Consider the following 25,446-nt stretch of genomic DNA (forward strand, 5'->3'; position numbering starts at 1 on the left):
TAATCACCTCTAGTAGGTCAGTCCTAATTTTTTCTTTTCGGGTCATAATGTTCGGTTTTTCGACAGATGAGCAGATGTTGCATGCATAAGAATGCGCTTTTAAAGAGCCATTAACGAAACATCTCGCTTCTAACCTGCTCTTCATAGCTGTTGATCCGTGCAATTGCAGACAAGATTTGAAAGGGACATATTATTAAGGGGGAAAAAGAGAAATGAAAAAAATGCTCAGCTTGTCTCTGGTGATGTTGCTGGCAGTATCGGTTATGCTCGCAGGATGCGGAAGCAAACCGAAAGAAGAGTCAAATGCCGGAGAAAACAACGGTGGTGCTGCGACTGAAGCTAAGTCCGATGTTCAAATCGGTATGGTTACTGACGTAGGTGGCGTTAATGACAAATCTTTTAACCAATCCGCTTGGGAAGCACTGCAAGCAACCGAAACTGAAACAGGTGCAAAAGTAAAATACCTGCAAAGTAAATCCGATGAAGAATATATTCCTAACTTGAACGAATTTGTTAAAAACAAATATGATCTGACTTGGGGTATCGGTTATCAGTTGGAAAAAGCGATCAAAGCAGTAGCTGATCAAAATCCGGATTCCAAACTTGCAATCATCGACAGCGTAGTGGATGCACCTAACGTGAAATCCGTAACATTCGCTGAAGAAGAAGGTTCTTTCCTGGTAGGTGTTGTTGCTGGTTTGACAACAAAAACAAATAAAATTGGTTTTGTAGGTGGAGCAGAGAGCACACTGATTAAAAAGTTTGAAGTAGGTTTCAGAGAAGGGGTTAAAGCAGTTAACCCTGACGCTCAATTTATTCCAAACTACACAGGTGCTTTTGACAAGCCTGACTTGGGTAAAGCTGCAGCTGCTACATTGTACAACCAAGGCGTAGATATCATTTTCCACGCTTCCGGTGCAACTGGTAACGGTGTGTTTAAAGAAGCAGATGCTCGTAAGAAACAAGGTCAGGATGTATGGGTAATCGGTGTGGATAAGGACCAATCCTTGGAGTTCGGCGATGAAGTAACGCTGACTTCCATGATTAAAAAAGTGGATGAAGCAGTTAAACGTGTAAATAAAGAAGTGATTGATGGAACGTTCAAAGGTGGAGCAGAAACGTTGACTTTGAAAGATAACGGCGTAGGCATTGCAGATACTTCCAGTAAAAATGTGAAGCCTGACGTTTTGGCCAAAGTTGACGAATACAAAGAAAAAATCATCAGCGGCGAAATCAAAGTACCTAAAGAGTAATCATGCAGGTGTTTGATATTGCTGTAATATAATTATCAGGGCCGGTCTTGACCGGCCTTGTGATTGTAAAGACAGGAACATTTGATCAAGCCATTATAACATTTGTACAAGGTGACATTTGTAACACTGCTCCGGATCGGAGCTTTTCTTAAGATAATAGAGTTTTTAGGATATTTTCAGCGGAGCTGAACAACTGTATTATCGCAAGAAAAATTTCAGTAAAGTGCGATCTTTCTTCCATAAAGTACGTCGATAGACGTTTTTTTTACGTTTGCGGAACCACACTATATCAGTTATAAGGGTGATTACATGGGTGCAGCAACCCCCGTCGTTGAGTTGAAACAGATAACGAAGCGTTTCCCAGGCATTGTTGCCAACGACGCCATCAGCCTTCAGCTTCAGAAAGGCGAGATTCATGCTCTACTGGGCGAAAATGGCGCTGGTAAGTCAACATTAATGAATATTGTTTTTGGTCTCTATCAGCCAGATGAAGGTTCCATTGAAGTGAATGGCAAACCTGTCATCATCGATAGTCCCAACCGGGCAATCGATCTTGGCATCGGTATGGTGCATCAGCATTTTAAGCTTGTACAGCCGTTCACGGTAACAGAGAACATTATTTTGGGATCCGAGCCTAAGAAGGGTCTCAATATTAACTATAAAAAGGCTGCTGCAGAAGTACAGCGCTTGTCTGAGCAGTATGGGCTTAAGGTTAATCCTCATGCCAAAATTCATGATATCTCTGTCGGTATGCAGCAGCGTGTTGAGATTGTTAAAACATTGTACCGCGGTGCAGACATTCTGATCTTCGATGAACCTACAGCGGTACTAACACCGCAGGAAATCAAAGAGCTGATGGTTATCATGAAAAAACTTGTTGCAGAAGGCAAGTCGATTATTCTCATTACCCATAAGCTGAAAGAAATCATGGAGATTTCGGATACAGTAACCATTATTCGTCGCGGCAAGGTCATTGATTCCGTCAAAACATCGGAAACGAATCCGAATGAACTGGCAGAGAAAATGGTTGGCCGCAACGTTACGTTCAAAGTGGACAAGAAGCCTGCCACGCCTGGAGCCAATGTGCTTGAGGTCAGCAAATTGATGTCCAAAAACAAAGAAGGAATCGCAGTCCTGAACGAATTCAATCTGAATGTGCGTGCCGGAGAAATTGTCGGGATTGCCGGCGTTGACGGCAATGGCCAGAGTGAATTAATTGAAGCTCTTACTGGCCTGCGTAAAGTCGACAGCGGATCAATCCGCCTGCAGGGGAAAGAACTGTCCAACCACTCTCCACGTCATATATCGGAGGCGGGTGTTGCACACATTCCAGAGGACAGACATAAGCACGGGCTTGTTCTGGATTTTTCGGTGAGCGAAAATATCGTTCTGGAGTCATATTACAAGGAACCGTATACGCGCAAAGGTTTCCTTAACTTTGAGGCAATCAAAAAGCAGGCCAAGCGGCTTGTTGAAGCATTTGACGTGCGTACACCGAGCATCGAAACAAAGGCGCGTTCGCTGTCCGGAGGAAACCAGCAGAAGGCAATTATCGCCCGTGAGGTCGATAAAAACCCCGAATTGCTGATTGCAGCTCAGCCAACTCGTGGACTGGACGTAGGAGCTATCGAGTTTGTACAGAAGCAATTGATCGCACAACGAGATCAGGGGAAGGCCGTGCTGCTTATTTCGTTCGAGTTGGATGAGATCATGAACGTTTCGGACCGCATTGCGGTGATCTACGAAGGACAGATCGTAGGTGAGGTGCTGCCGGAAGAAACCAATGACAGGGAGCTCGGCTTGATGATGGCGGGCAGCACCCAAAAGAGAGGTACTGCGCATGAATAAAGTATTAAAATGGTTTACCCGAGATTCATTTATTATGCCAGTTGTGGCGATTCTGATGGGACTCATTCTCGGGGGAATTGTTATGATGATTGGTGGATATAACCCATTTGAAGCGTATGGTGCATTGTTTAAAAAGGTGTTTGGCGATATGTACAACTTCGGTGAAGCTGTTCGTGAGATGACACCACTCATTATGACGGGACTTGCGTTTGCTTTTGCCGCTCGCGCCGGACTGTTTAATATTGGGGGCGAAGGACAGTTTCTCGTAGGTATGACTGCTGCTACCTTCGTAGGTGTGAAATTCGCAGGCCTGCCTATTTATATTCACGCGCCTCTGGCGTTGATTGCTGGTGCGGTGTTTGGTGGACTTTGGGCTGCCATTGCAGGTTATTTGAAGGCTGCTCGCGGGGTTAATGAAGTTATCAGCAGTATTATGCTCAACTGGATCGGATTGTATCTGGCCAACCTTATCGTAAGGCAGTTCTTACTGCTTCCAGGCGATAATCGTTCAGCAGATATCAGCGACACAGCATCCATTAGTTTGACTTGGCTTTCTGAATTAATGGGGGACTCACGTGTTCATATGGGAACGTTGATTGCGATTGTGATGGCTGTAGTCTTCTATATTTATATGTGGAAAACGAAGCAGGGTTTTGAAATTCGCGCTGTAGGTCTCAACTCGAATGCAGCAGAATATGCAGGGATGAGTGTTAACCGAAATATTGTAAAAGCGATGTTTATTAGTGGTATGCTTGCAGGTTTGGGCGGCGCTTTTCAAATTTTGGGTGTATTCCACTATCAATCCTTAATGACCGGTTCACCTGGAACAGGATTTGATGGTATAGCCGTAGCATTGATTGGTTTGAATCATCCATTTGGTGTATTGCTGGGGGCGGTTCTATTTGGAACTCTCACATACGGTTCAGCAGGAATGAGCTTTGCTGCGGATGTACCGCCGGAGATTATTCGGATTGTCATCGGTTCGATTATCTTTTTCATTGCAGCACAAGGCATCGTGCGCTGGATTCTTAAACCGTTCTATTCCAAGCGCAAGAAAGAGAAGGTGTTGTAGATGGACTTGTTGACAATCGGGCAAATTATTAATACGACGCTTGTCTTTGCTACGGCATTGATTTTTGCTTCCCTCGGCGGGATTTTCTCGGAAAAATCCGGAGTAACAAACCTCGGGCTTGAAGGTTTTATGGTGTTCGGTGCTTTTGCGGCCGGTATTGGGGCTCACTATGCTCAGGAAGCGGGTATGGGAGGAACGACAGCAGCATGGATGGGAGTCCTGCTCGCTATAGTCATTGGTGTACTCGTGTCACTTATTCATGCAGTGGCCTCGATCACATTTAAAGCTGACCAAATTATCAGTGGTATCGTAATTAACTTTTTGGCAGCAGGAAGTACTCTGTATATGGTAAAACTTCTGTTTGAAGGTTCTGGAGATTCACCTCTGGTTCAAGGTTTTAACAAATTCAATGTGCCTTTTCTTGAGGATATTCCTTTGCTCGGAGAAGCGCTTTTCAAAAATGTTTATCCACCAACGTATTTGGCAATATTGTTTGTGTTCTTGACCTATTACATTATGTTCAAAACGCCTTTTGGCCTTCGTCTGCGTGCAGTGGGTGAACATCCAAGTGCGGCTGATACAGTAGGTATTAAAGTGCGTCGTTACCGTTATATCGGTGTGATGATCAGTGGAGCACTTGCAGCCGTTGGCGGCGCAGCCATTACATTGACGACGACAGGAACTTTTTCGCACAACACGGTATCGGGACAAGGTTTTATTGCCATAGCAGCGATGATCTTCGGTAAGTGGAATCCGATTGGGGCTTTTGGAGCAGCGGCATTTTTCGGATTTTCTCAAGCTATTCGAAACTATGTGCAAAATTTTGAATGGACTCAAAGTATTCCCCAGGAAATTATCTACATGTTGCCTTACTTGCTGACGCTTATTGTACTTGTAGCAGCTGTAGGACGTTCTTCGGCGCCATCTGCACTCGGAGAACCATATGACCCAGGTAAAAGGTAATAACATAAACGAGATAACATTTGGTAACCAAAACGTTATTCAAGAAAAGATCCGCTTTTAAGCGGGTCTTTTTTTTGCTTGCTCCATTTGTAATACCCAACTTTCTCGGTAGGGACAAAGAAACAGGCGAATCCGGTCTTGGACGAATACACTGTTTTGAATGATCCGAGGAGGAGGGAAAGTATGAGAAAACATGTCACGCGTACTGAAGCGATGAAACTTATAGGCAAAAACATTGTTGCGGTCAAAAAAGACGGTACTCGGGTTACGGGTAAACTGTTAAAAGTATCAGGGAACAAACTTGTGCTCAAGCGTTTAGGTGGAAAAAAAGTACGTACCAAAGCTATTTTACCTTTGGTATTATTTGATCTTCTGGCCATTGCGACGTTACCTTACGCTTATGGTTCTGGCCCTGGATTTGGTCCCGGGTATGGCCAGGGACCAGGTCCGAAACCTGATTGTTGCCCGGGATATGGACCTGGTTATGGTCCTGGTCCGGGGTACGGCCCTGGCCCAGGATATGGCCCTTACGGTCCTGGACCGAGACCGCCAGGATTTTTTTAGTATAAACTAGAGTCTTTTTTCCATTTCGTAACAGCGGCTTATCATGATATATCTCAGCATCTGATATCCATTTTTTTGATAAAAATGAGTTCCGTTTGTATTGCCTTCATCTACCATGACTTTGGATTTTCTGCAGCCGCGTGATACTGCGAAGCTCTCTGCTTTGTGCAGTAACGTCTGTCCGTAACGTTTACGCTGTTCTTTCGGACTTACGGCCATCATATCCACGTATAACAGTTCGCCATGCATGAGAAAATGAATGAATGCAACAGCAGGTTTATTCGGCTCCGGCGAGATTACAAAGGTCATGCCCCTGTTCATTCGCAGGGGTATTTCTTTACGAATTTTATGGATTTCCTTCTCACTCATATGTGATAACGGAACAAGCTGTGTGTCGATTAGCCTTAGAATTGCGCCGTCATCCAGTTTGGATGAACGCTGACGAATGAGCATGCGGAGCCTCCTTTCAAGGCCAGTCGTGCGGCCTGTATATCTTATGCCTGGGGCGAGATAAAAGGTGACTGCATGAAGGTCAAACATTGCGGCAAACATAGAGTGGAGAGCAGATGTGGATATGGTTAACACATTTTTATCAAAAACAGGTATTGACTTATCGGTTGGAGGAATCATATAATGTTCCTAACATTTAACGAGAATATTTCATCGGCTATGAAGAGGACGAAGTTTTAAGGGCTCTTTTGCTCAGAGAGTGGCTGGATTTGCTGAAACCACCACCATTACCCCTTATATACGAGCTCACCTCGGAGCTGTTTTCCTGAAAAGCACTGGATCGTCAAATCTATGCGTATTAGGGAGAATCGTAAGTCTGCGTTACAGACAACAGGTATGGGAGACGACTATGTTCGTTTGAACATCGTTTTGTTATACCTGGTAAGGTCCGTTATTGCGAAATTTCGGACAAAGTTGGGTGGTACCACGGAAGCGATAACCTTTCGTCCCTCGCAAGCATGAACTTGTTTGCAGGGATGGAAGGTTTTTTTTGTCACTTTTAATGTCAGAATGGTGTAAATTTCGAGAGGAGGATGACTGATGGGAGCTCAAATTCCAGAAGTACGATCAACAGATGAATTACGTGAAAGATGGATGAAGCCGGAGGTCATTAGCGGTTCCGAGATTTTGCTAAGAAGTTTGCTGCTTGAAGGTGTGGATTGTGTTTTCGGTTATCCGGGCGGTGCGGTATTGTACATTTACGATGCAATGTATGGCTTTGAAGATTTCAAACACGTTCTGACTCGTCACGAGCAAGGTGCCATTCACGCAGCTGACGGTTATGCACGTGCTAGTGGCAAAGTAGGCGTATGTATTGCGACCTCGGGTCCAGGTGCAACGAACCTCGTTACAGGAATTGCAACGGCATATATGGATTCCGTACCATTGGTTGTCATTACGGGTAATGTCAATTCCAGCTTAATCGGCTCGGATGCTTTCCAAGAAGCGGATATCACCGGGATTACAATGCCGATCACCAAACACAGTTATCTGGTGAAAGATGTAAAAGACCTGGCGGGCATCATTCATGAAGCATTCCATATCGCTAATACCGGACGTAAAGGACCTGTACTGATCGATATTCCAAAAGATGTATCGGCAAACAAAACGTTGTTTGAACCGAGCACTGAACCTGTTATATTGAGAGGGTACAATCCACGCACGGTACCGAATAAACTGCAGGTGGATCGCTTGGCGCAGGCCATTCAGGAAGCAGAGCGACCAATGATCATTGCAGGTGGCGGTGTAGTTTACTCTGGTGGACACGAAGCGCTTTTCGAGTTTGTAGGGAAGACGGGTATCCCGATCACAACAACACTTCTCGGACTTGGTGCTTTTCCAAGCGGACATGAGCTTTGGACTGGAATGCCGGGAATGCACGGAACCTACACATCGAACATGGCAATTCAGCAATCGGACTTGCTCATCAACATCGGTGCACGATTTGATGACCGGGTAACGGGTAAGCTGGATGGATTCGCACCACACGCGAAAATTGTTCATATCGACATTGATCCTGCAGAGATCGGCAAAAACATTGCGACAGATATTCCGATTGTAGGCGATGTGAAAACAGTGCTGGAGATTGCAAACAAGGAAGTTGGACGTGCTGAACGTGCAGATGCCTGGAGAGATCAGATCAAACAGTGGAAACAGGAAAAGCCGTATACCTACACGGATTCGGATGAAGTGTTAAAGCCACAATGGGTTGTTGAATTGTTGAACGATAGCACAAAAGGTGAAGCAATCGTTACAACGGACGTTGGACAACATCAGATGTGGGCAGCTCAATACTACAAATTTAATCAACCGCGCTCTTGGGTTACATCAGGCGGACTTGGAACAATGGGCTTTGGATTCCCATCTGCGATTGGTGCACAAATGGCTAATCCTGATCGCCTGGTTATCTCCATTAACGGAGATGGCGGGATGCAAATGTGTTCTCAGGAACTTGCAATCTGTGCGATCAATAACATTCCAGTTAAAATTGTAATTATTAACAACCAAGTACTGGGTATGGTTCGTCAGTGGCAGGAACTGATTTATGAAAATCGCTACAGTCACATCGATCTGGCAGGAAGCCCCGATTTTGTGAAGTTGGCTGAAGCTTACGGAGTGAAGGGACTGCGGGCGACGAACAAGGAAGAAGCCGAGCGTGCATGGCAGGAAGCTTTGGATACACCAGGGCCAGTCGTTGTAGAATTTGTTGTACGCAAGGATGAGAATGTTTATCCAATGGTTCCGCAAGGAGCAACAATCGATCAAATGCTGATGGGAGATGCTGAAGAATGATAAGACATACGATTTCGATATTGGTTAATGACCAGCCAGGCGTCCTTCAGCGTGTATCCGGATTGTTTGGTCGACGCGGGTATAACATCGAAAGTATTACAGTGGGTCAATCCGAAGAGCCTGGACTTTCCCGGATGGTCATTGTTACGATTGGTGACGACAAAACACTTGAACAGATTGAAAAACAGCTTTATAAAATTATTGATGTCATCAAAGTCGTTGACTTTAGCTTGAAACCGATGGTTGCTCGTGAACTCGCGCTGATCAAAGTGAAGGCAGAACCTTCGGAACGTCCCGAAATTTTGGGAGTGGTGGAAACATTCCGCGCATCGGTTGTTGATGTAGGTCCAGCAAGCCTGATGGTACAGGCCGTTGGTGATACGGATAAAATTGATGCAATGATCGAATTGCTCAAGCCATATGGCATTCGTGAATTGTCTCGTACAGGTGTAACAGCATTGGTGCGAGGTAACGTATAGAGGTATAATGAAATCAAGATGGACTGATCCATACACGAACACAATGATTTACTTGTGAAAATGCACAGTTAGCGTAAAATAAATGCTATCTGATCCAGTTGTGTCAGTCCAGTAACTGCTGTAAAGTAACATTTTAGTGATGTAACGCTTGAAAAGATAGCCACACCCCCGCATTAACGAGCGGGTGTCTGAACGGATCGGATGATATGCAGCAACGGGATCAGCATTGATCAGGCAGTTTTCTAAAGTTTTCTATCAAGATGAAAATTACCGGTCCATTGAGACACCCGCTCATTAATGAAGGGTTCTTTACAAAACAAAGGAGGACTTATAACATGCCAGTAACTACTTATTATGAACAGGATGCAGAGCTTAGTGTATTGAAAGGAAAAACGATCGCGGTGATCGGATATGGTAGCCAAGGTCATGCTCAGGCACAAAACCTGCGTGACAGCGGATTGAACGTAGTCATCGGACTTCGTGAAGGTAAATCTTTCGACGCTGCTAAAAATGATGGATTTGAAGTGTTGTCTCCGGCTGAAGCAACTAGCCGTGCAGATGTGGTTCAAATCTTGCTGCCAGATGAAACACAAGCTTCTGTATACAAAAACGAAATCGAACCAAACCTGAAAAAAGGCGCAGCATTGCTCTTCTCTCACGGTTTCAACGTTCACTTCGGCCAAATCGTTGCTCCAAAAGACAGCGATGTATTGCTGGTAGCTCCTAAGTCCCCTGGTCACATGGTACGTCGTACCTATGTAGAAGGTTTCGGTGTTCCTGGTCTGATTGCGATCGAAAAAGATGCAACAGGTAAAGCAAAAGAAATCGGTTTGGCTTACGCTAAAGGTATCGGTTGTACTCGTGCTGGCGTTATCGAAACTTCCTTCCGTGAAGAAACAGAAACAGACTTGTTCGGTGAGCAAGCGGTTCTGTGTGGCGGTGTAAGTGCCCTCGTTAAAGCTGGTTTTGAAACGTTGACAGAAGCTGGATATGCTCCAGAAATGGCATACTTCGAGTGTCTGCACGAATTGAAACTGATCGTTGACATGATGTATGAAGGTGGACTTGCAAGCATGCGTGATTCCATCAGTAACACAGCTGAGTACGGTGACTATGTAACTGGACCTCGCGTGGTAACTGAAGATACGAAGAAAGCAATGAAAGAAGTGCTTTCTGATATCCAACAAGGTAAATTCGCACGTGACTTCATCTTGGAAAACCAATCCGGTCGTGCATTCTTGACAGCAACACGTCGTAACGAAGCTGAACACCCAATCGAAGTGGTTGGCGGACAATTGCGTGAAATGATGCACTGGATCAAAAAGTAAGCAACAATTTCGTTCACTTTTCGAACAAGCATCTTAAGGGATTTAAGCAACTTACAGCGTGAACTGGAAATAGCGGCCGTGCTTATGCGTGAGCCGCTATTCTGGTTTATGAAATTAATAATATGCAGGGGGTGCGAAGGTGCGTAAAATCTATGTATTTGACACAACGCTGCGGGATGGAGAACAATCTCCAGGAGTCAATCTGAACACTCGCGAAAAGGTGGAGATTGCCCATCAACTGGAGCGTCTTGGCATTGACCGGATGGAAGCAGGTTTCCCAGCAGCATCTCCGGGTGACTTGGCCGCAGTTAACGCCGTAGCGAAAGCGGTTAAAAATATTACAGTGATCGGTTTGTCCCGCTCCAGAGAGCAGGATATCGATGCGGTCAAGGAAGCGCTTAAAGGTGCAGAAGACCCTTGCATTCACGTATTTCTGGCTACCTCACCAATCCACCGCCAGCACAAACTGCGGATGGACAAAGGGCAGGTGCTTGACACAGCGCGTTCTGCGATCCGTTATGCGAAAAAGACATTTTCGAAAATTGAATTTTCCCTGGAGGATGCAGGGCGTACCGAGTATGATTTCCTCGTGGAAATGGTGAATATGGCAGTGGAAGAGGGCGCTTCTGTTGTTAATATTCCGGATACGGTTGGTTACCTGAGTCCATACGAATACGGTAATATTTTCAAACATCTGAAAGAAAATGTTCATAACATCGATAAAGTTCAGCTGAGCGCCCACTGTCACAACGATCTGGGTATGGCAACTGCCAATACACTTGCCGCCATTTTGAACGGTGCCGATCAGATTGAAGGTACGATTAACGGAATCGGAGAACGTGCAGGCAATACGGCGATTGAAGAAATTGCAATGGCGCTGGAAACGCGTCATGAGTTTTTCCAGGCGAAAACAACGCTGCAATTGTCCGAAATCGCACGTACTAGCCGTTTAGTCAGCCGTTTGACTGGTATGGTTGTTCCTGGAAACAAAGCAATCGTTGGTGCTAATGCTTTTGCTCATGAGTCCGGTATTCACCAGGATGGCATGCTGAAGGAAAAAACAACCTACGAGATCATGACGCCAGAAACGATTGGTCTCAAAGAGAGCAAGCTGGTTCTTGGCAAGCACTCTGGACGTCACGCGTTCCGTGAACGCTTGATTGACCTTGGGTATGAGCTGGACGATGAAGCGTTGAACCGTGCTTTTGCACAGTTTAAGGATCTGGCAGACAAGAAAAAAGAAGTTACCGATGAAGACCTGCTTGCTGTGATTGAAGAAAAATTACAGGATGCACCTGAGGTGTACAAACTGGAATCGATCTTTGTTACGTACGGTGATGAATCCGTGCCTACGGCGAAGGTTCGTATTGCCACGCTGAATGGTGAAACAGTGGAGAAACAGGCTGAAGGTAACGGTTCGGTGGATGCGATCTATAACGCTATTGATCAGGTGAGCGGAGAAGAAGTGACGTTATCTGACTATTCCATCAAATCGGTAACACACGGTAAAGATGCGCTTGGTGAAGTACATGTTGTCCTTACCCAGAATCAGGTTTCTGTGCAAGGACGCGGCGTGAGCACAGATATCCTCGGCGCTAGCGCTCGTGCGTATGTTGACGGCTTGAACCAATTGATTGAGAAACGCAAAACGTACACCAACCGTGTTAATGTCAATTTGTAGAAGAGATTTCATTCATTGTGCACAATTCTACAGACAGCTAGAAGGCTGGAGTTATAAAAGTTGTGCAATCTAAAAAAAGTCTGATCCTACGGAACGAAATACCCGTGAAGTATAGGCCCTTAAACGGATCTATACTTCACGAATAGTTCGGCAGGGGTCAGACTTTTTCTAATTCATTTACCAAGCGTATGCGTTAGGAGCGTGTCCGCCAGGACCGGGGAAGATCTCATCCAGACGCTTGAGCGTGGATTCGTCGAGTGTCAGATCGAGACATTTCAATGCGGTTTCGAATTGCTCCAGTGTACGCGGACCGATGATTGGTGCAGTTACAGCCGGATTGGCGGCTACCCAGGCAAGTGCAACCGTATCCTGCGGCTCACCGAGATCACGGCAAAGCGAAGCAAAATCTTCAAGCTGAGTCTGGTGTTTCTCAATTCGTTCTGCAATGCCGCCGCTACGAGTTCCTTCAAGTTTTTGTAATGCATTACGTCCAAGCAAACCGCCATCCAGCGGGCTCCATGGAATGACGCCAAGCCCGAGTGCTTTAGCGGCTGGTAATATTTCCAGCTCAGGTAGACGACAATTCAGGCTGTATTTATGCTGTTCGGATACAAGCCCGAGGAAGTGACGGTTTTTCGCTTCGCTCTGGGCAAGGGCAATCTGCCACGCGGCAAAATTGCTTGAGCCGACATATCCGATTTTGCCTTGATATACCGCATGTTCAAATGCGCCCCACAGCTCGTCCCACGTGATGACCGGGTCGACATGATGCATCTGGTAAAGTTCAATGTGATTGGTCTGCAGTCGTTGGAGCGATCCTTCAAGGTGACGTCTGATTTTATATGCGGAGAGACCGGCTTCGTTATTGGGTCCATCTGTTTCATCATGCATGGAACCGTAGACTTTCGTGGCAAGTACAACCTTTTCACGTCGGCCGCCGCCTTGCTTGAACCAGCGTCCAATGATCTCTTCGGTCAGACCGGAATTTTCACCCCAGCCATAAATGTTAGCGGTATCAAAAAAGTTTACGCCGGCATCCAGTGCTGCGTCCATAATACGGAAAGCTTCTTTTTCGTCAGTGGCCGGTCCAAAATTCATTGTACCGAGACAGATACGGCTGACTTTAAGACCTGATTTACCCAAATACGAATATTGCATGGTGAACATCCCTCCAGCATAACTAATTTGATTTCAGTTATATTTTACCTTACCCTGATCTACCGAACAACTTGGACACCTGTGATCTTTCTCTTTGCTTTAATGCTATGAATTCCTTCTTATAGGTAAAAGCTATTAAAGTCATAGATTGTATATCTTGGTCAAATGACCGCAGAATATGATACAAAGAAGAGAGTTATTAATGAGACGATGTTGAATGAAAATGAGGGAGTGGACAACCTATGGCAGACGTGAAAAAAATTGCAGTAATCGCTGGTGACGGAATTGGACCTGAAGTTGTGGCCGAGGCAGAAAAAGTTCTGAAACGTACGGAGGAAGTTTTCGGCTATCGTTTTGAAACAGAGCATGCGCTTTTTGGTGGCATTGCGATTGATGAGAAAGGCACCCCGCTTCCAGAAGAAACATTGACTGTATGTAAAAATGCAGATGCGGTGTTGCTTGGAGCAGTAGGTGGTCCGAAATGGGACAATAATAGCAAGGAATTGCGCCCTGAAACAGGACTGCTTGGCATTCGCAAAGCACTTGGATTGTTCTCCAACTTGCGTCCGGCTGTCGTGTTTGACTGTCTGAAAGACGCATCCACGCTGAAACCGGAAGTGCTTGAGGGTACAGACCTGATGGTCGTTCGTGAACTGACGGGTGGAATTTATTTTGGAGAAAAGTTCAGACGTGAGAGTGCACATGGCGAAGAGGCAGTGGATACTTGTGCTTACAATGTTTCGGAAGTAGAGCGTATCGTGCGTCAAGCGTTTGAGATTGCTCAGGGACGCCGTAAAAAACTTGCTTCCGTTGATAAAGCTAACGTGCTCGAAACTTCCCGTCTGTGGCGTGAAGTGGTTAACCGGGTAGCTCCTGATTATCCGGATGTTGAGTTGGAGCACGTGCTTGTAGACAATTGCGCAATGCAGTTGCTGCGTCGTCCATCAAGCTTTGACGTCATTGTAACAGAGAACATGTTTGGTGACATTCTGAGTGATGAAGCAGCTATGCTCACAGGCTCTATCGGTATGCTCGCTTCGGCATCGCTGGGTGAAGGAAGTTTCGGTCTATATGAACCAGTACACGGCTCCGCGCCGGATATTGCTGGTCAAGGCTTGGCTAACCCGATTGCTACCATCTTGTCTCTTGCGTTGATGTTCCGTACAACGTTTGGCTATGCAGAAGGTGCAGATGCGATTGAAGAGGCGGTAGCAAACGTGCTGAATGCGGGCCATCGTACAAGTGACATCGCTGTTGATAAGAGCAAAGCGATCAGCACAATCGAAATGGGCGACCTGATTGTAGCTGCTATTCAGAAAAAAGCTTAAGTTTTAACCTGTTAGCCTGTTCACACATGAACATATCACAGGATCAATCCTGTGATATGTATAAGAAACAGCCCTTTGCTGCCCAGAGTAGACCGGTCTATTGGTTTCTATAATGGAAAATACAGAGGGCTGTTCTTTATCATTTTCGGTTTAAATTCGGCACGAAAATTCCTTATTTATAATTATTATAAAAAAATAACGTTTATAATCTTGACTTTGAGAAGTACGGATGATAACATTTTATTTGTACTTGAGAACAAGTATCAAATCGATTAATGACAGGACAAGCGCTTGCGTGCATCCTGATGATGAGCAATCCATATGGATGCTTACATAATCCCAAAGGAGGAATTTTTAGTTATGGCAGAACGTTTGGTAGGTAGACCAGCACCAGATTTCGCAATGGAAACAGTATCAGGAGACGGACAAGATTTTGGTTCCGTTAAACTGTCCGATTACCGTGGCAAATGGCTCGTATTCTTCTTTTATCCTTTGGACTTCACATTTGTGTGCCCAACTGAAATTACAGCTTTGAGCGATGCTTCCGAGCAATTCAAAGCTTTGGATACAGAAATTCTTGGCGTTAGCGTAGACTCCGTACACAGCCACAAAGCATGGATCAACACACCTAAAGACAGCAATGGTCTTGGTCAGTTGAACTTCCCGCTCGCTTCCGATATTACGAAGCAAGTAGCTAAAGATTACGGCGTTCTGATCGAAGAAGAAGGCGTAGCATTGCGCGGTCTGTTCATCATCGATCCAGAAGGCGAACTGAAATATCAAGTAGTTAACCACAACGATGTAGGCCGTAGTGTTGAAGAAACACTTCGCGTACTGCAAGCACTTCAATCCGGTGGATTGTGTGCAATGAACTGGAAACCAGGCGACAACAACCTGTAAGCCAGATACACTTGAGCAGTTAATGTTCAAGCCCTCATCCCATTCGGGATTGAGGGCTTTTTGCAACCTTTTTTCACAGGACAACGTTAACTAAATTAAGGTGTTTGAACAAGCTGTCAGGCGTGTTAATAATGTAATAGAAGTATATCTTCTTTTTTTAATATGAAAGAGGAATTGAGGGCTTGTAAGGCGAATAGGGTATGGAAACCCGGTAAATATTCCGGTAATCCGCATTTATAATTTGTATATGAATGTGATACACTGTTTGAACGATTCCCTTTCGGAAGTTTTTGAAGTGTACGGGTGTATATTTACTAATATCCCGGCACCTAATAAGGAGGGTGAACAAAAATGAGTTACTGTTGTGGGGCAAGTATGGTGGGAACAAAGGGCACGCTGAAGCATTACCGCACCCAGGTTCATAATGTTCCCCTGCTGTTTTGTCCGGTATGTCACCGGGTTGAGGTTCATTACAAAGTCGAGAACGAATACGAGATTCTTGCTGAGTATGCGCATGGCGATGGAGCTTCTGAAATTGATTTTCAAGACTACGTGACTGAAGACGAGGATGCCATCTTCGAAAACTGCGTAAACCGTGAAAGTGAAGATGCAATGGTAATCGTTCAGCGTCAGATTGATATGTCACTGGATCTGCTGCGGCTCGCCAAGGAAATGAAAGATGAGAAATGGGAGAGCGAATTGAAACGTCGCCTCGCCGTCATGAGTCAACGTAAACTTAAAATTCAGCATAACAAGACTGGGCTATAGATTGTAGTTAGATGGATAGACGAATAGCTCTAAAAGACGATATTAAACGAGGCTGATTTCCCGTAAGGGCGATGCGGCCTCGTTTTTTGTATTATTTAGATAAACCTTTGTAATTTTTGCAAAAAATTTCCCATTCGACACTTTCTCCGATTGACTCTATTCCCTAAACTTGTCTATGATAAAAGCAGACTTGCAAAAGAGGCGGAGTGTTATAAAAGGTTTTCGTTTGTGAATTGGAGAAGGCTGGAAAGGAGCAAAACGTATATGATTTCTCCGGAACTACTGTTATTTAACCGGATTAGACCAGCTTGCGTCCGGACATGCCATCCATATTTTCGGCTCAGCCCCCCTAATGAAAGGGACCCGGTAATCAACAACAAAATCGGCCCTTCCTGTTTCTGTGATGATATGATGTCCGAACGGCAAAGTTTATCATTTACGTGAAAAGGAGGAACCTGAAGTGATCAGTGAATTTCAGGATACAGTGCCTCAACCAACGGATGTGCTTCCTCAAGTGCATCTGGATTACAATAAGTATGAAAACGTGCTGGAACACATGGATAGTGGCATCATGCTGTTTGACAACCAAGGTATCTTGACGTTTATTAACGTTCAGATGGCCAAACTGCTGGAACTGCCCAGAGACCTGTTAAATGGCTGCACATTGATGCAGATGCTGCGACTGCCACAGATGAGTCGTTTCAAGAAAAAGAAAATTTTACGGATTTATCGGGAGACGATCTTTCATCGTAAGCGCTATCATGAATTGACGGATGAGTACGGGAGGCACTGGCTGGTTACCGTTACTTATGGTGATCAGATGGATGGCGATTTTCTGTTTAGTGTCAAGGATGTATCGGATTACAAACAGATTGAACAGACCGCATATCAAAACGATAAACTGGCGATGCTTGGGCGCATATCCGCATCGATTGCTCATGAGATTCGTAATCCGTTGACAGCCATTCGCGGATTTATCCAACTTCTTCGGCCCCATCTGCTGCAGCTAGGTAAAGACGAGTATGCTCGAATTATATTAACGGAGATCGACAGAGCAAACGATATCATTTATGAATTTCTGAACTCCTCCAAACCTTCGGCTCCGCAGAAGACGGTTATGACCGTAGAGTCTTTGCTGAAAGAAGTCGTTCTGCTGACCGAGAGTGAAGGACTGATGAAAGGCTGCGAGATTCTGCTGGAGGTAGAAGACACTCCGCTTAATGTATCCATCGATGTAAAGCAGATCAAACAAGTCATTCTGAATATGGTCAAAAATGCAATGGACGCAATTGAAGAAGTTGGGGAAGAGTATACGGGCATGATTCGGATTACGACAGCTACGGAAAATAACTTTGTGCAAATCACGATAGCTGATAATGGTCGTGGTATGGATCACAATACGCTGGTACGTCTGTTCGATCCTTTCTTCACAACGAAAGAGAGCGGAACCGGTCTGGGACTTTCCGTGAGCTACCGTATCATTAAAAATCATGGAGGCACCATCTCTGTAGATAGTCAAAAGGGTGAAGGCACTAGCTTTATGATCAAACTTCCATTGGTGAATTGACACGAGCGATATCAGAAGGGATCGGTATCTCACCGATTCCTTTGTTTTTTGTTTATGCAATTAGGGTTATAGTTAGAAATGAATGCGAATACATATGCATCGCGGAAGGAAGGGATTGCTATGAATATTCAGGATATGGAGCACATGAATGCTCAATTAATCGAACATGTTGGCAAAGTGATCGTAGGTAAAGAGCACACGACAAAACTGATTCTGACAGCGATCATTGCGTCAGGTCATGTGCTTCTGGAGGATGTTCCAGGCACAGGCAAAACAATGCTTGCCAAATCGATAGCGTCTTCACTTGACTGCACGTTTCAACGGATACAGTTTACGCCTGACTTGCTACCATCCGATTTGACAGGTATTCATTTCTATAATCAAAAATCTGGAGATTTTGAATTCAGGCCTGGCCCGTTGTTTGCAAACCTTGTGCTGGCAGATGAGATTAATCGGGCAACACCGCGTACACAGTCCAGCTTGCTGGAATGTATGGAAGAACGTCAGATCAGTATCGATGGATCAACGAGACAGCTCGAACGTCCTTTTATCGTCATCGCTACTCAGAACCCGATTGACAATCAAGGGACATTTCCGTTACCTGAAGCACAGATGGATCGATTTATGATGAAGATTCGTATGGGTTATCCAACCGGGGAAGAGAGTGTAGAGATCCTTAGAAGAACCGTAGCCAGCCGCTCGGTAGATGACTTGTCTTCTATTATCTCTCGCGAGCAGCTCCTGAGAGCACAGGAATCGTATAAAACGGTTACCGTTAACGAGGATCTCATGCGTTATATTGTGCAGCTTACTGAAGCCACCAGGCAACATCCTGAATTGTCACTAGGTGTCAGTCCACGGGGTGCACAGGCGCTTCTAAAAGCCAGCCAGGCTTGGGCCGCACTGCACGGCAGAGACTATGTTGTACCGGATGACATTAAAATGCTGGCAGAGCCCGTGCTGGCTCATCGTTTAGTGTTTCGCAATCGAATCAGACAACAGGAAGGACTCGCGGAACAAATCATTCAACAGATTCTGAGCCAAACCGAGGTGCCAACAGAGACGTTTACTACAGGAAGGCGTTAAGTTTATGGAACTTCTATGGATCGTTGTCGTTGGAAGTTTGGTCATAGTGCTGCATGGCATATGGTTTGGGCGTCCGGTGTTAAGAAATCTTAGGTACAGCAGACAGTTCAGTAGAACACGCTGTTATGCTGGAGATGAACTGGAGATGATTGAGACAATATCCAATGAAAAACGAATATCGGTTCCCTGGCTGAGGCTTGAGGCAATAATGCCAGCTTCATTTATTTTTCGTTCAGGTTCGGGCATGGATATCAGTCAAGGTAATATTTATCAGAACCATAAAAGTGTGTTTACATTAAAACCTTATAATCGGATAACGCGCACACATCCGTTTGTCTGCTCCAAGCGTGGAGTGTATACGATGGATACAGCCACCATGACGGGGGGAGACCTGTTTGGTGTATGGCGCTCCACGAAGCCCATTCCTGTACAGATGTCAATGATTGTGTATCCTTCACTCGTTAGCATCGATGATATGCCGGCCATCTATCAGGTGTGGCAAGGAGAGGTGGAGGTTGCCAGATGGATTGTGGAAGACCCGTTTCTAATCTTGGGAGTACGACCTTATGGTGCTGGGGACCCGATGAATCGTATTCACTGGAAAGCGAGTGCACGAACAGGAGAATTACAGGTGTACAAGCAAGGCTGGACGGCAGATCCCCAGTCATGGATTGTCGTGAATGTTCAGGATTCAGCAGAGATGTGGAGTGTCGTGACTCGGCCCGAATTGATTGAGAAAGCACTTCGCTACGCAGCCACAGCAGCTGTAGATGCGATTGGCAGAGGGCTGCCAGCTGGATTTGCTCATAATGGCTATCGTGCAGGCGCAGGCCGTGATGTACTTCGGATTGAACCCGATTACGGTACGCCTCATCTGGAACTGTTGTTAGAAGCTATGGCTGAAACAGAATTAAAGTGTTTGGTGCCGATGGAGCAGTTTTTGCAAGATGAGGTAAGATTCAATGAAGAAGAGCAGCAAATTCGAAGTTATTTGTTGATTACGTCATATGTCTCGGCAGCTATGCAACATGAGATTGAACGTTTGCATGATCAGGGACATCGGGTAACGATCCTGCCTGTAGAGCAGTTGAAGCGGGATGCAGGGGCGGTGAGCGCATGAGTGAAAAAGATGGAATGAAACGAACACACATCATTTCTATTATGGCAGTTCTTTCAATAGGGATTTACCTGTTTCCAATTTTCACAATTACATCACTGTATACCCACACTTATTTCCCATATCTGTTATTCGGTTTGTTTGTGATGACAGGTTGGTTTGGTCAATGGATTCGGTATCGATTTACAAACTTTGTGGAGAAAAGCACATTTGTTAGAGGTCTAACCGCCGTTGTAACAGGCGCGTTGCTCACCATGGTTACGAGAATGGCTGTGACTCTTTCATTGCCAGAGGTTATTACACTTGGAGCAGGGTTACTTATTGCGGCTTACACGAGCTTGGATTTCGATTCTGGTTATCATTCCATCCGTCTGTGGCGTCTGCAGGTCATGGGTACAATCAGTGCTGTTGTGCTTACAATCGCAGCAACTCAGATCGAATTCCTGTTGTCGATGCAGATGTATACGCTTCATATGTATGCTGCTGGAGTCATCAGCTTTGGATGTTGGATTGTGGGGCAATACAGGGCACAACTGGATCGCGCGGTACTTAACGATGGCAGGCGCAGAATAGTACTGCGGGAATTCACACGGGCAAACCACCTGCGGATCACATGGATGTTGATTGTTATCGCGGGTATCGGTGCTTTTCCCAGTCTTGCTGCATGGCTTGGGCCGTTAAGGGATCGCTTGCTTGCATGGATCAGAGGTTTATTGGGATCTTCTCCTTCACAGGAACCGCCACTCACACCTGAGATGCCGAATGAGCCGATGAGTCTGCCGGATGAATTAAGAGGCCCGCCTTCGGAACCTTCTGTAATCTGGGAAATACTTGGCTGGATCGTTTTTGGAGTGGCAGTGGCTGTAATCCTTTGGCTCCTAGTCAAGCTGGGCAGAACGCTTATGAATAAACTTGCGGAGCGTTTCAATGGAATGTTACAGCCTGTGCAGAAAAGGCAAGAACCGAAAACAGAGTATGTCGATATAAGTGAGACGCTAGAAGTTCCCACTAAAGTCCGTAAGCGATGGTTCCGTAAAAAGGAACCTGTTCCAGTTCACGCTGTAGACCGTATTCGATATTACTATCGAATTTGGGTGGGGAATGCGATGGAACGTGGAGCCCAGGTGGAAAAGTCCCATACGCCGCTTGAGGCGGCAGAAAGCATTAAGAAGAGTCATTCGAAGCATAAAGAGGGTACGGAGGAAGAGATGGCACATAAGCTTCCCGGGATCTACAATGCTGTGCGCTACGGTGAGAAAGCTGAACATAACCCTGATATGGTTGAGATGGACCGAATCTGGAAATCTTACAGTAAATAAGCACGGAATCCCTTTACTTTTCTTGTCACGTTCAAGTATCATGAGAGGAATACACAAGTTGGTCAGAAAAGGAGCAGACATTAATGAAGACAAATCATTGCAAAATTGTAGATTGTACCATCCGTGATGGTGGATTGGTAAATAATTGGGATTTTAGCGTAGACTTTGTTCAAAAGCTGTATGCAGGACTGAACGAAGCTGGCGTTGATTATATGGAAATTGGCTACAAAAACTCGCCGAAGCTGCTTAAAGGTTCTGAAGATGCCGGACCATGGCGTTTCCTGAACGATGATTTTCTTCGCAAAGTGATTCCGCAAAAAGGTAACACCAAACTGTCTGCACTTGTTGATGTAGGACGTGTGGATGAGAATGATATTCTGCCGCGCAGCGAGAGCATGCTGGATCTGATTCGCGTTGCTTGTTACAGTAAAGATGTGGACAAGGCACTTGCACTGGTGCAAACGTTCCATGATCGTGGTTACGAAACGACAATAAATATTATGGCGCTCTCCAATGTTATGGAAAACGAATTGCTGGAAGCCTTTGAGTTGATCAAAGAGAGTTCGGTTGATGTGGTATACATCGTAGACTCCTACGGCAGCTTGGACCATAACGATGTGAAATATCTGGTGGAGAAGTTCAAGACTCATCTCCCGAACAAACGTCTTGGCGTTCACACACATAACAATATGCAACTCGCGTTCTCCAACACGCTCGTAGCCGCTGAACTTGGTGTTGAATTGCTTGATGCTTCTGTGTACGGCATGGGGCGTGCAGCAGGAAACTGCCCGACAGAACTACTTGTAGCTCACTTAAAAGGAACGAAGTATAATCTGCGCCCAGTGCTTGAAGTATTGGAACAGCTTATGGTTCCACTTAGAGAAAAAGAAGAGTGGGGTTACATCCTGCCTTACATGATTACAGGTACACTGGATGAACATCCGCGTTCAGCAATGGCGCTTCGATCCTCGGAGAACAAAGACCAGATCGTTGACTTCTACGATAAGTTGACAACACCTGAAGTGAACTTCGATAAATAAAAATAGTCTAAAATACGGTTGTAAATTCGAAAAACATGGTCTCTAACCGGAGAACCATGTTTTTTTAGTTCTTTATGCCTTGTTTTTACTTATTTTTATGAATAGATATTCCTACTTGTAACTAATTTTTAGTTCACGAATACGGATTTAAATGTTATTATGTACCAGATAGAACATAAGAAAAATTAAATTAAACAATGGTCAATATATGTTTTTGTCGAAATGTGTAATATACTTGGTGAATCAGGTCAACAGAATTCAGTTTTACACGTATTTCAGGATAGAGATCCCGGGAAGGAAAACATAGCATGAAGTTTAAAATGCAAGGTCAGAGTCAAATAGGTTGGGTCGCCATCGGCGGTTTATTGTTTTTCCTCGTAAGTCAATGGTTTCATTTTTCTTCAGGCTCTGATTTGGTCTTTTCGGGTTATCCGGTGATAACGCTTCTAGGTGGATTCGCTGCAACAGCCGCCTGTATTGGGATTTATAATCAAAGCTGGCTATTTCAAACCCAAAAATTGACGCTGCGCAGAGTGTTGCTGACAACACTCTTTTTAATGATAGGTCTATTTGAACTGGTGCACATCGTTTCATTTGCAGAAGAAGTTCCAGGTAGAGCGATGATGGAATCTGATTTCTCATTAATGATATCAACGATGGGCTCACTGGTTTGTTCAGCAGGACTACTTTTTATATACGCCATACATGAGAAACATGTTGCATTACCGCGCAAATTTCTTCTGTTCGGCGCTACCTTAGGTGCCTTTCTGATTTTGTACATTTGTTCTATTCAACCGTGGAGTTTGCTGTCTGAGATGCTTGATGGCCTTCTGCTGGGCAAAGTGTTCACTCGTATGCATTGGGTTGCAGGGCTACTCTATTTTACCGGGGCTATCGTTCTGTATATACAGTGGAAAAAGACAAAAAATGCCGATTTGCCTCCTATCCTATGCGGTATAATCTGTTTTTTGCTAGGTCAGGGTTACTTTATCACCGCAAGTGTAGTGGACGATCTTAATCTACTGTTTGGTATGCTCAGCAATTGTTTAGGATACTTTTTCATTCAGAAAGGACTCTATGCATCTGTAGTTGACACCCCATTCCTGCAACAACAGGCTGCCGAGGCCAAAATGAACTACATTGCGCACCATGATGACGTTACAGGCCTTCCGAATCGTCGTCGCCTAAGCCAGCGGCTTCAACTTATGCTGGACGATGCAGTTGTAGAGGGAAAACTCGTCAGTGTATTGGTACTCAATATTAATCGGTTCAAAACCATTAATGATTCCCTTGGACAACAAGCAGCTAACCGGGTTCTGCGACAGGTCGGACAGCGTCTGAATCACTCCTCTCTCCCAGGAGAAGAGGTGTTTGGGCTGGGTAGGGATGAATTTGCGCTGACGATGACGGATTTTTACAGTACAGATACAGCTTTACGCCGAACACGATCCATTCTGCAACTCTTTGAGAAACCTGTCATGGTCGATGGGAGTGAGTATCACCTTACACTGGGCATTGGTATGGCGATTTATCCTTATGATGGAGAGTCTCCACAAGAGATTATTCAGAATGCTGACACAGCTCTACATAGTGCAAAGGAGCAGGGAATTGAGCTCAACCGTTATGCACATGCCATGCAGATGAAAGCACAGGAACGTTTGCAGCTTGAAAATGATCTGCGCAAAGCACTGGCTCGGGGGCAGTTTTATCTGGTATATCAACCTCAGGTGAACCTGCAAAGCGGGCTAATCGTAGGTATGGAAGCCCTTGTGCGCTGGCAGCATCCGCAGCGGGGTTCGGTATCTCCAGCGGAGTTTATCCCGCTGGCTGAGGAGAGTGGCCTGATTGTACCGCTTGGAGAATGGGTTCTGCGAGAGGCATGTGCACAGAATAAGTTATGGCAGGAAGCTGGCTATCGCAAGTTATGTGTGTCCGTTAACCTTTCGATGAGACAGTTCAGACATTCCCACCTGCTCGATAGCATCAACAGTATTCTCAGAGAAACGGGACTCGAGCCGGTATGGCTTGAACTGGAGATTACGGAGAGCATGACATTTGACAAGGACCGAGCCTTTGAACAGCTTCATAAAATCAAGGAGATTGGTGTACATATCAGTATTGATGACTTTGGCACGGGGTATAGCTCGCTACATTATCTCAAAGATTTGCCGATTGACCGGCTCAAAATTGACCGCTCATTTGTCAATGAGATCATGGAAGACAGCAATAACGCTGCTATTGTATCAACTATTACTTCAATGGCGCACCATTTGCAATTAAAAGTTACGGCTGAAGGGGTAGAAAACGAGGAACAGATGTTGTTTCTGCGTAATCAGCATTGTCATGAGGCACAAGGCTACTTTTTCGGTAAACCGATCGAAGCGGCAGACTTTGAGAATAGGTTTCTGAGAGATGTAGACAAACCTGCGGGGTAAGGAGCAGCAGGGCCGCGAGAGCGTTCCTGCGTTTCTGGTATCCAGATTTATGGAAAAAAACGTGAATATACCTTGCGCGTTCGTGAGGATCGTGGTATATTAAGTTTTGTAAAATTACTGTTAACTTCCTTTCGGAATTTAACGGGACGTAGCTCAGCTTGGTAGAGCACCTGGTTTGGGACCAGGGGTCGCATGTTCAAATCGTGTCGTCCCGATTGTTCATTATGCGGGTGTAGTTCAATGGTAGAACTTTAGCCTTCCAAGCTAATAGCGTGGGTTCGATTCCCATCACCCGCTTAACAGGTAGTACCGAAAAACCCTTGATGATCAAGGGTTTTTCTTTTTTTCTTGGTTTTTTGAATACGAGCCCCGATATCCTGACCTTTTCTTTTTTTTTATGTTCTGGTACAATAACGGAGTATTGATACTACACATGAATGAGAGGTAACCATACGTCCCATGAAGTAAGACACATGAAATGAACCCCAGTTAACTGCAGATTGATTATGACGCAGTCAGCCGAGCGGCTGAGCAATGACGGGATTCGTGTGTCCAGATTCAGCTATAGGGAATAGTATGGAAGAAGCAGCTTTTTCTGCTTACGTATACCCTCATTAGGGTTTCTTTGTTCATGCTATGACAGTCCTCATATCTGTATTCTAAACGCGTTAATCCATTAAAAATTGCTAAACCGCCGGCTGATGCCAGCGGTTTTTTTAATTTTTTTTGTTCAGGAAA

The 25,446-nt window shown here is 45.1% G+C and carries 20 protein-coding genes and 2 tRNA genes; 20 read left to right on the forward strand and 2 right to left on the reverse strand.

All coding sequences use genetic code 11. The features are described from left to right. The first annotated feature begins 212 nt into the window (after positions 1-212). The 5 genes from AB4Z30_RS16055 (at position 213) to AB4Z30_RS16075 (ending at position 5,700) form a co-directional block, all read left to right on the forward strand. Positions 213-1,253, forward strand: a complete 1,041-nt coding sequence (locus AB4Z30_RS16055; protein WP_441928091.1) for a BMP family lipoprotein — start codon at positions 213-215, stop codon at positions 1,251-1,253. A gap of 309 nt (positions 1,254-1,562) precedes the next feature. Continuing rightward, positions 1,563-3,101, forward strand: a complete 1,539-nt coding sequence (locus tag AB4Z30_RS16060) for an ABC transporter ATP-binding protein (RefSeq protein WP_441928093.1) — start codon at positions 1,563-1,565, stop codon at positions 3,099-3,101. Then, entirely contained in the window at positions 3,094-4,173 is a 1,080-nt protein-coding gene (locus tag AB4Z30_RS16065) for an ABC transporter permease (RefSeq protein ID WP_342555047.1), read from the forward strand. The genes AB4Z30_RS16060 and AB4Z30_RS16065 overlap by 8 nt, the downstream gene beginning before the upstream one ends. Beyond that, the gene (locus tag AB4Z30_RS16070) at positions 4,174-5,136 is read left to right on the forward strand and encodes an ABC transporter permease (protein WP_342555048.1); all 963 of its coding nucleotides are present in this window, start codon (positions 4,174-4,176) and stop codon (positions 5,134-5,136) included. A 183-nt stretch (positions 5,137-5,319) separates the two neighbouring features. Then, complete coding sequence (locus AB4Z30_RS16075) at positions 5,320-5,700, forward strand: hypothetical protein (protein WP_441928096.1); 381 nt, start codon at positions 5,320-5,322, stop codon at positions 5,698-5,700. A 6-nt stretch (positions 5,701-5,706) separates the two neighbouring features. On the opposite strand, the gene AB4Z30_RS16080 is transcribed toward AB4Z30_RS16075, so the two are convergent. Next, a complete protein-coding gene (locus AB4Z30_RS16080; RefSeq protein ID WP_441928098.1) occupies positions 5,707-6,153 on the reverse strand; it encodes a GNAT family N-acetyltransferase in 447 nt (148 codons plus the stop codon). A 597-nt stretch (positions 6,154-6,750) separates the two neighbouring features. Here AB4Z30_RS16080 and ilvB point away from each other — a divergent pair. The 4 genes from ilvB to AB4Z30_RS16100 all read left to right on the forward strand — a co-directional run bounded on the left by ilvB (position 6,751) and on the right by AB4Z30_RS16100 (position 11,990). Beyond that, the gene (gene ilvB, locus AB4Z30_RS16085) at positions 6,751-8,502 is read left to right on the forward strand and encodes a biosynthetic-type acetolactate synthase large subunit (RefSeq protein WP_441928100.1); all 1,752 of its coding nucleotides are present in this window, start codon (positions 6,751-6,753) and stop codon (positions 8,500-8,502) included. Continuing rightward, positions 8,499-8,981 (forward strand): acetolactate synthase small subunit, encoded by a 483-nt coding sequence (gene ilvN, locus AB4Z30_RS16090; RefSeq protein ID WP_090922209.1) that lies wholly within the window; start codon positions 8,499-8,501, stop codon positions 8,979-8,981. The genes ilvB and ilvN overlap by 4 nt, the downstream gene beginning before the upstream one ends. 335 nt (positions 8,982-9,316) lie before the next feature. Continuing rightward, on the forward strand, positions 9,317-10,309 hold the full coding sequence (ilvC, locus tag AB4Z30_RS16095; RefSeq protein WP_441928103.1) for a ketol-acid reductoisomerase: 993 nt from the start codon (positions 9,317-9,319) through the stop codon (positions 10,307-10,309). Positions 10,310-10,448: 139 nt separating this feature from the next. Next, positions 10,449-11,990 (forward strand): 2-isopropylmalate synthase, encoded by a 1,542-nt coding sequence (locus tag AB4Z30_RS16100; RefSeq protein ID WP_441928105.1) that lies wholly within the window; start codon positions 10,449-10,451, stop codon positions 11,988-11,990. 177 nt (positions 11,991-12,167) lie between these two features. Here the strand turns inward: AB4Z30_RS16100 and AB4Z30_RS16105 are convergent, their stop codons facing one another. After that, a complete protein-coding gene (locus tag AB4Z30_RS16105) occupies positions 12,168-13,148 on the reverse strand; it encodes an aldo/keto reductase (protein WP_441928107.1) in 981 nt (326 codons plus the stop codon). 242 nt (positions 13,149-13,390) lie between these two features. Here AB4Z30_RS16105 and leuB point away from each other — a divergent pair, with 242 nt between their 5' ends. From leuB to AB4Z30_RS16160, 11 genes are all read left to right on the forward strand, one after another. Next, complete coding sequence (leuB, locus tag AB4Z30_RS16110; RefSeq protein ID WP_441928109.1) at positions 13,391-14,476, forward strand: 3-isopropylmalate dehydrogenase; 1,086 nt, start codon at positions 13,391-13,393, stop codon at positions 14,474-14,476. A gap of 360 nt (positions 14,477-14,836) precedes the next feature. Beyond that, a complete protein-coding gene (locus AB4Z30_RS16115; RefSeq protein ID WP_183521295.1) occupies positions 14,837-15,376 on the forward strand; it encodes a peroxiredoxin in 540 nt (179 codons plus the stop codon). A gap of 351 nt (positions 15,377-15,727) precedes the next feature. Then, complete coding sequence (locus AB4Z30_RS16120; protein ID WP_090922221.1) at positions 15,728-16,144, forward strand: hypothetical protein; 417 nt, start codon at positions 15,728-15,730, stop codon at positions 16,142-16,144. A gap of 460 nt (positions 16,145-16,604) precedes the next feature. After that, positions 16,605-17,711, forward strand: a complete 1,107-nt coding sequence (locus AB4Z30_RS16125; RefSeq protein WP_441928112.1) for an ATP-binding protein — start codon at positions 16,605-16,607, stop codon at positions 17,709-17,711. Between the two features lie 120 nt (positions 17,712-17,831). Continuing rightward, a complete protein-coding gene (locus AB4Z30_RS16130) occupies positions 17,832-18,797 on the forward strand; it encodes an AAA family ATPase (RefSeq protein WP_441928114.1) in 966 nt (321 codons plus the stop codon). Positions 18,798-18,801: 4 nt separating this feature from the next. After that, the gene (locus AB4Z30_RS16135; protein WP_441928116.1) at positions 18,802-19,917 is read left to right on the forward strand and encodes a DUF58 domain-containing protein; all 1,116 of its coding nucleotides are present in this window, start codon (positions 18,802-18,804) and stop codon (positions 19,915-19,917) included. After that, the gene (locus AB4Z30_RS16140; protein WP_441928118.1) at positions 19,914-21,233 is read left to right on the forward strand and encodes a hypothetical protein; all 1,320 of its coding nucleotides are present in this window, start codon (positions 19,914-19,916) and stop codon (positions 21,231-21,233) included. Before AB4Z30_RS16135 ends, AB4Z30_RS16140 begins: the two co-directional genes overlap by 4 nt. Before the next feature lie 83 nt (positions 21,234-21,316). Then, entirely contained in the window at positions 21,317-22,273 is a 957-nt protein-coding gene (locus AB4Z30_RS16145; protein ID WP_441928120.1) for an aldolase catalytic domain-containing protein, read from the forward strand. A 308-nt stretch (positions 22,274-22,581) separates the two neighbouring features. Next, complete coding sequence (locus tag AB4Z30_RS16150; RefSeq protein ID WP_441928122.1) at positions 22,582-24,708, forward strand: bifunctional diguanylate cyclase/phosphodiesterase; 2,127 nt, start codon at positions 22,582-22,584, stop codon at positions 24,706-24,708. 142 nt (positions 24,709-24,850) lie between these two features. Next, positions 24,851-24,923 (forward strand) — tRNA-Pro (locus AB4Z30_RS16155). A gap of 11 nt (positions 24,924-24,934) precedes the next feature. Continuing rightward, positions 24,935-25,005: transfer RNA gene (locus tag AB4Z30_RS16160), tRNA-Gly, on the forward strand. Positions 25,006-25,446: the final 441 nt, after the last annotated feature.

Origin of the sequence: Paenibacillus sp. 2TAF8 (genome assembly GCF_052114825.1) — a bacterium.
Taxonomy (GTDB): domain Bacteria; phylum Bacillota; class Bacilli; order Paenibacillales; family Paenibacillaceae; genus Paenibacillus.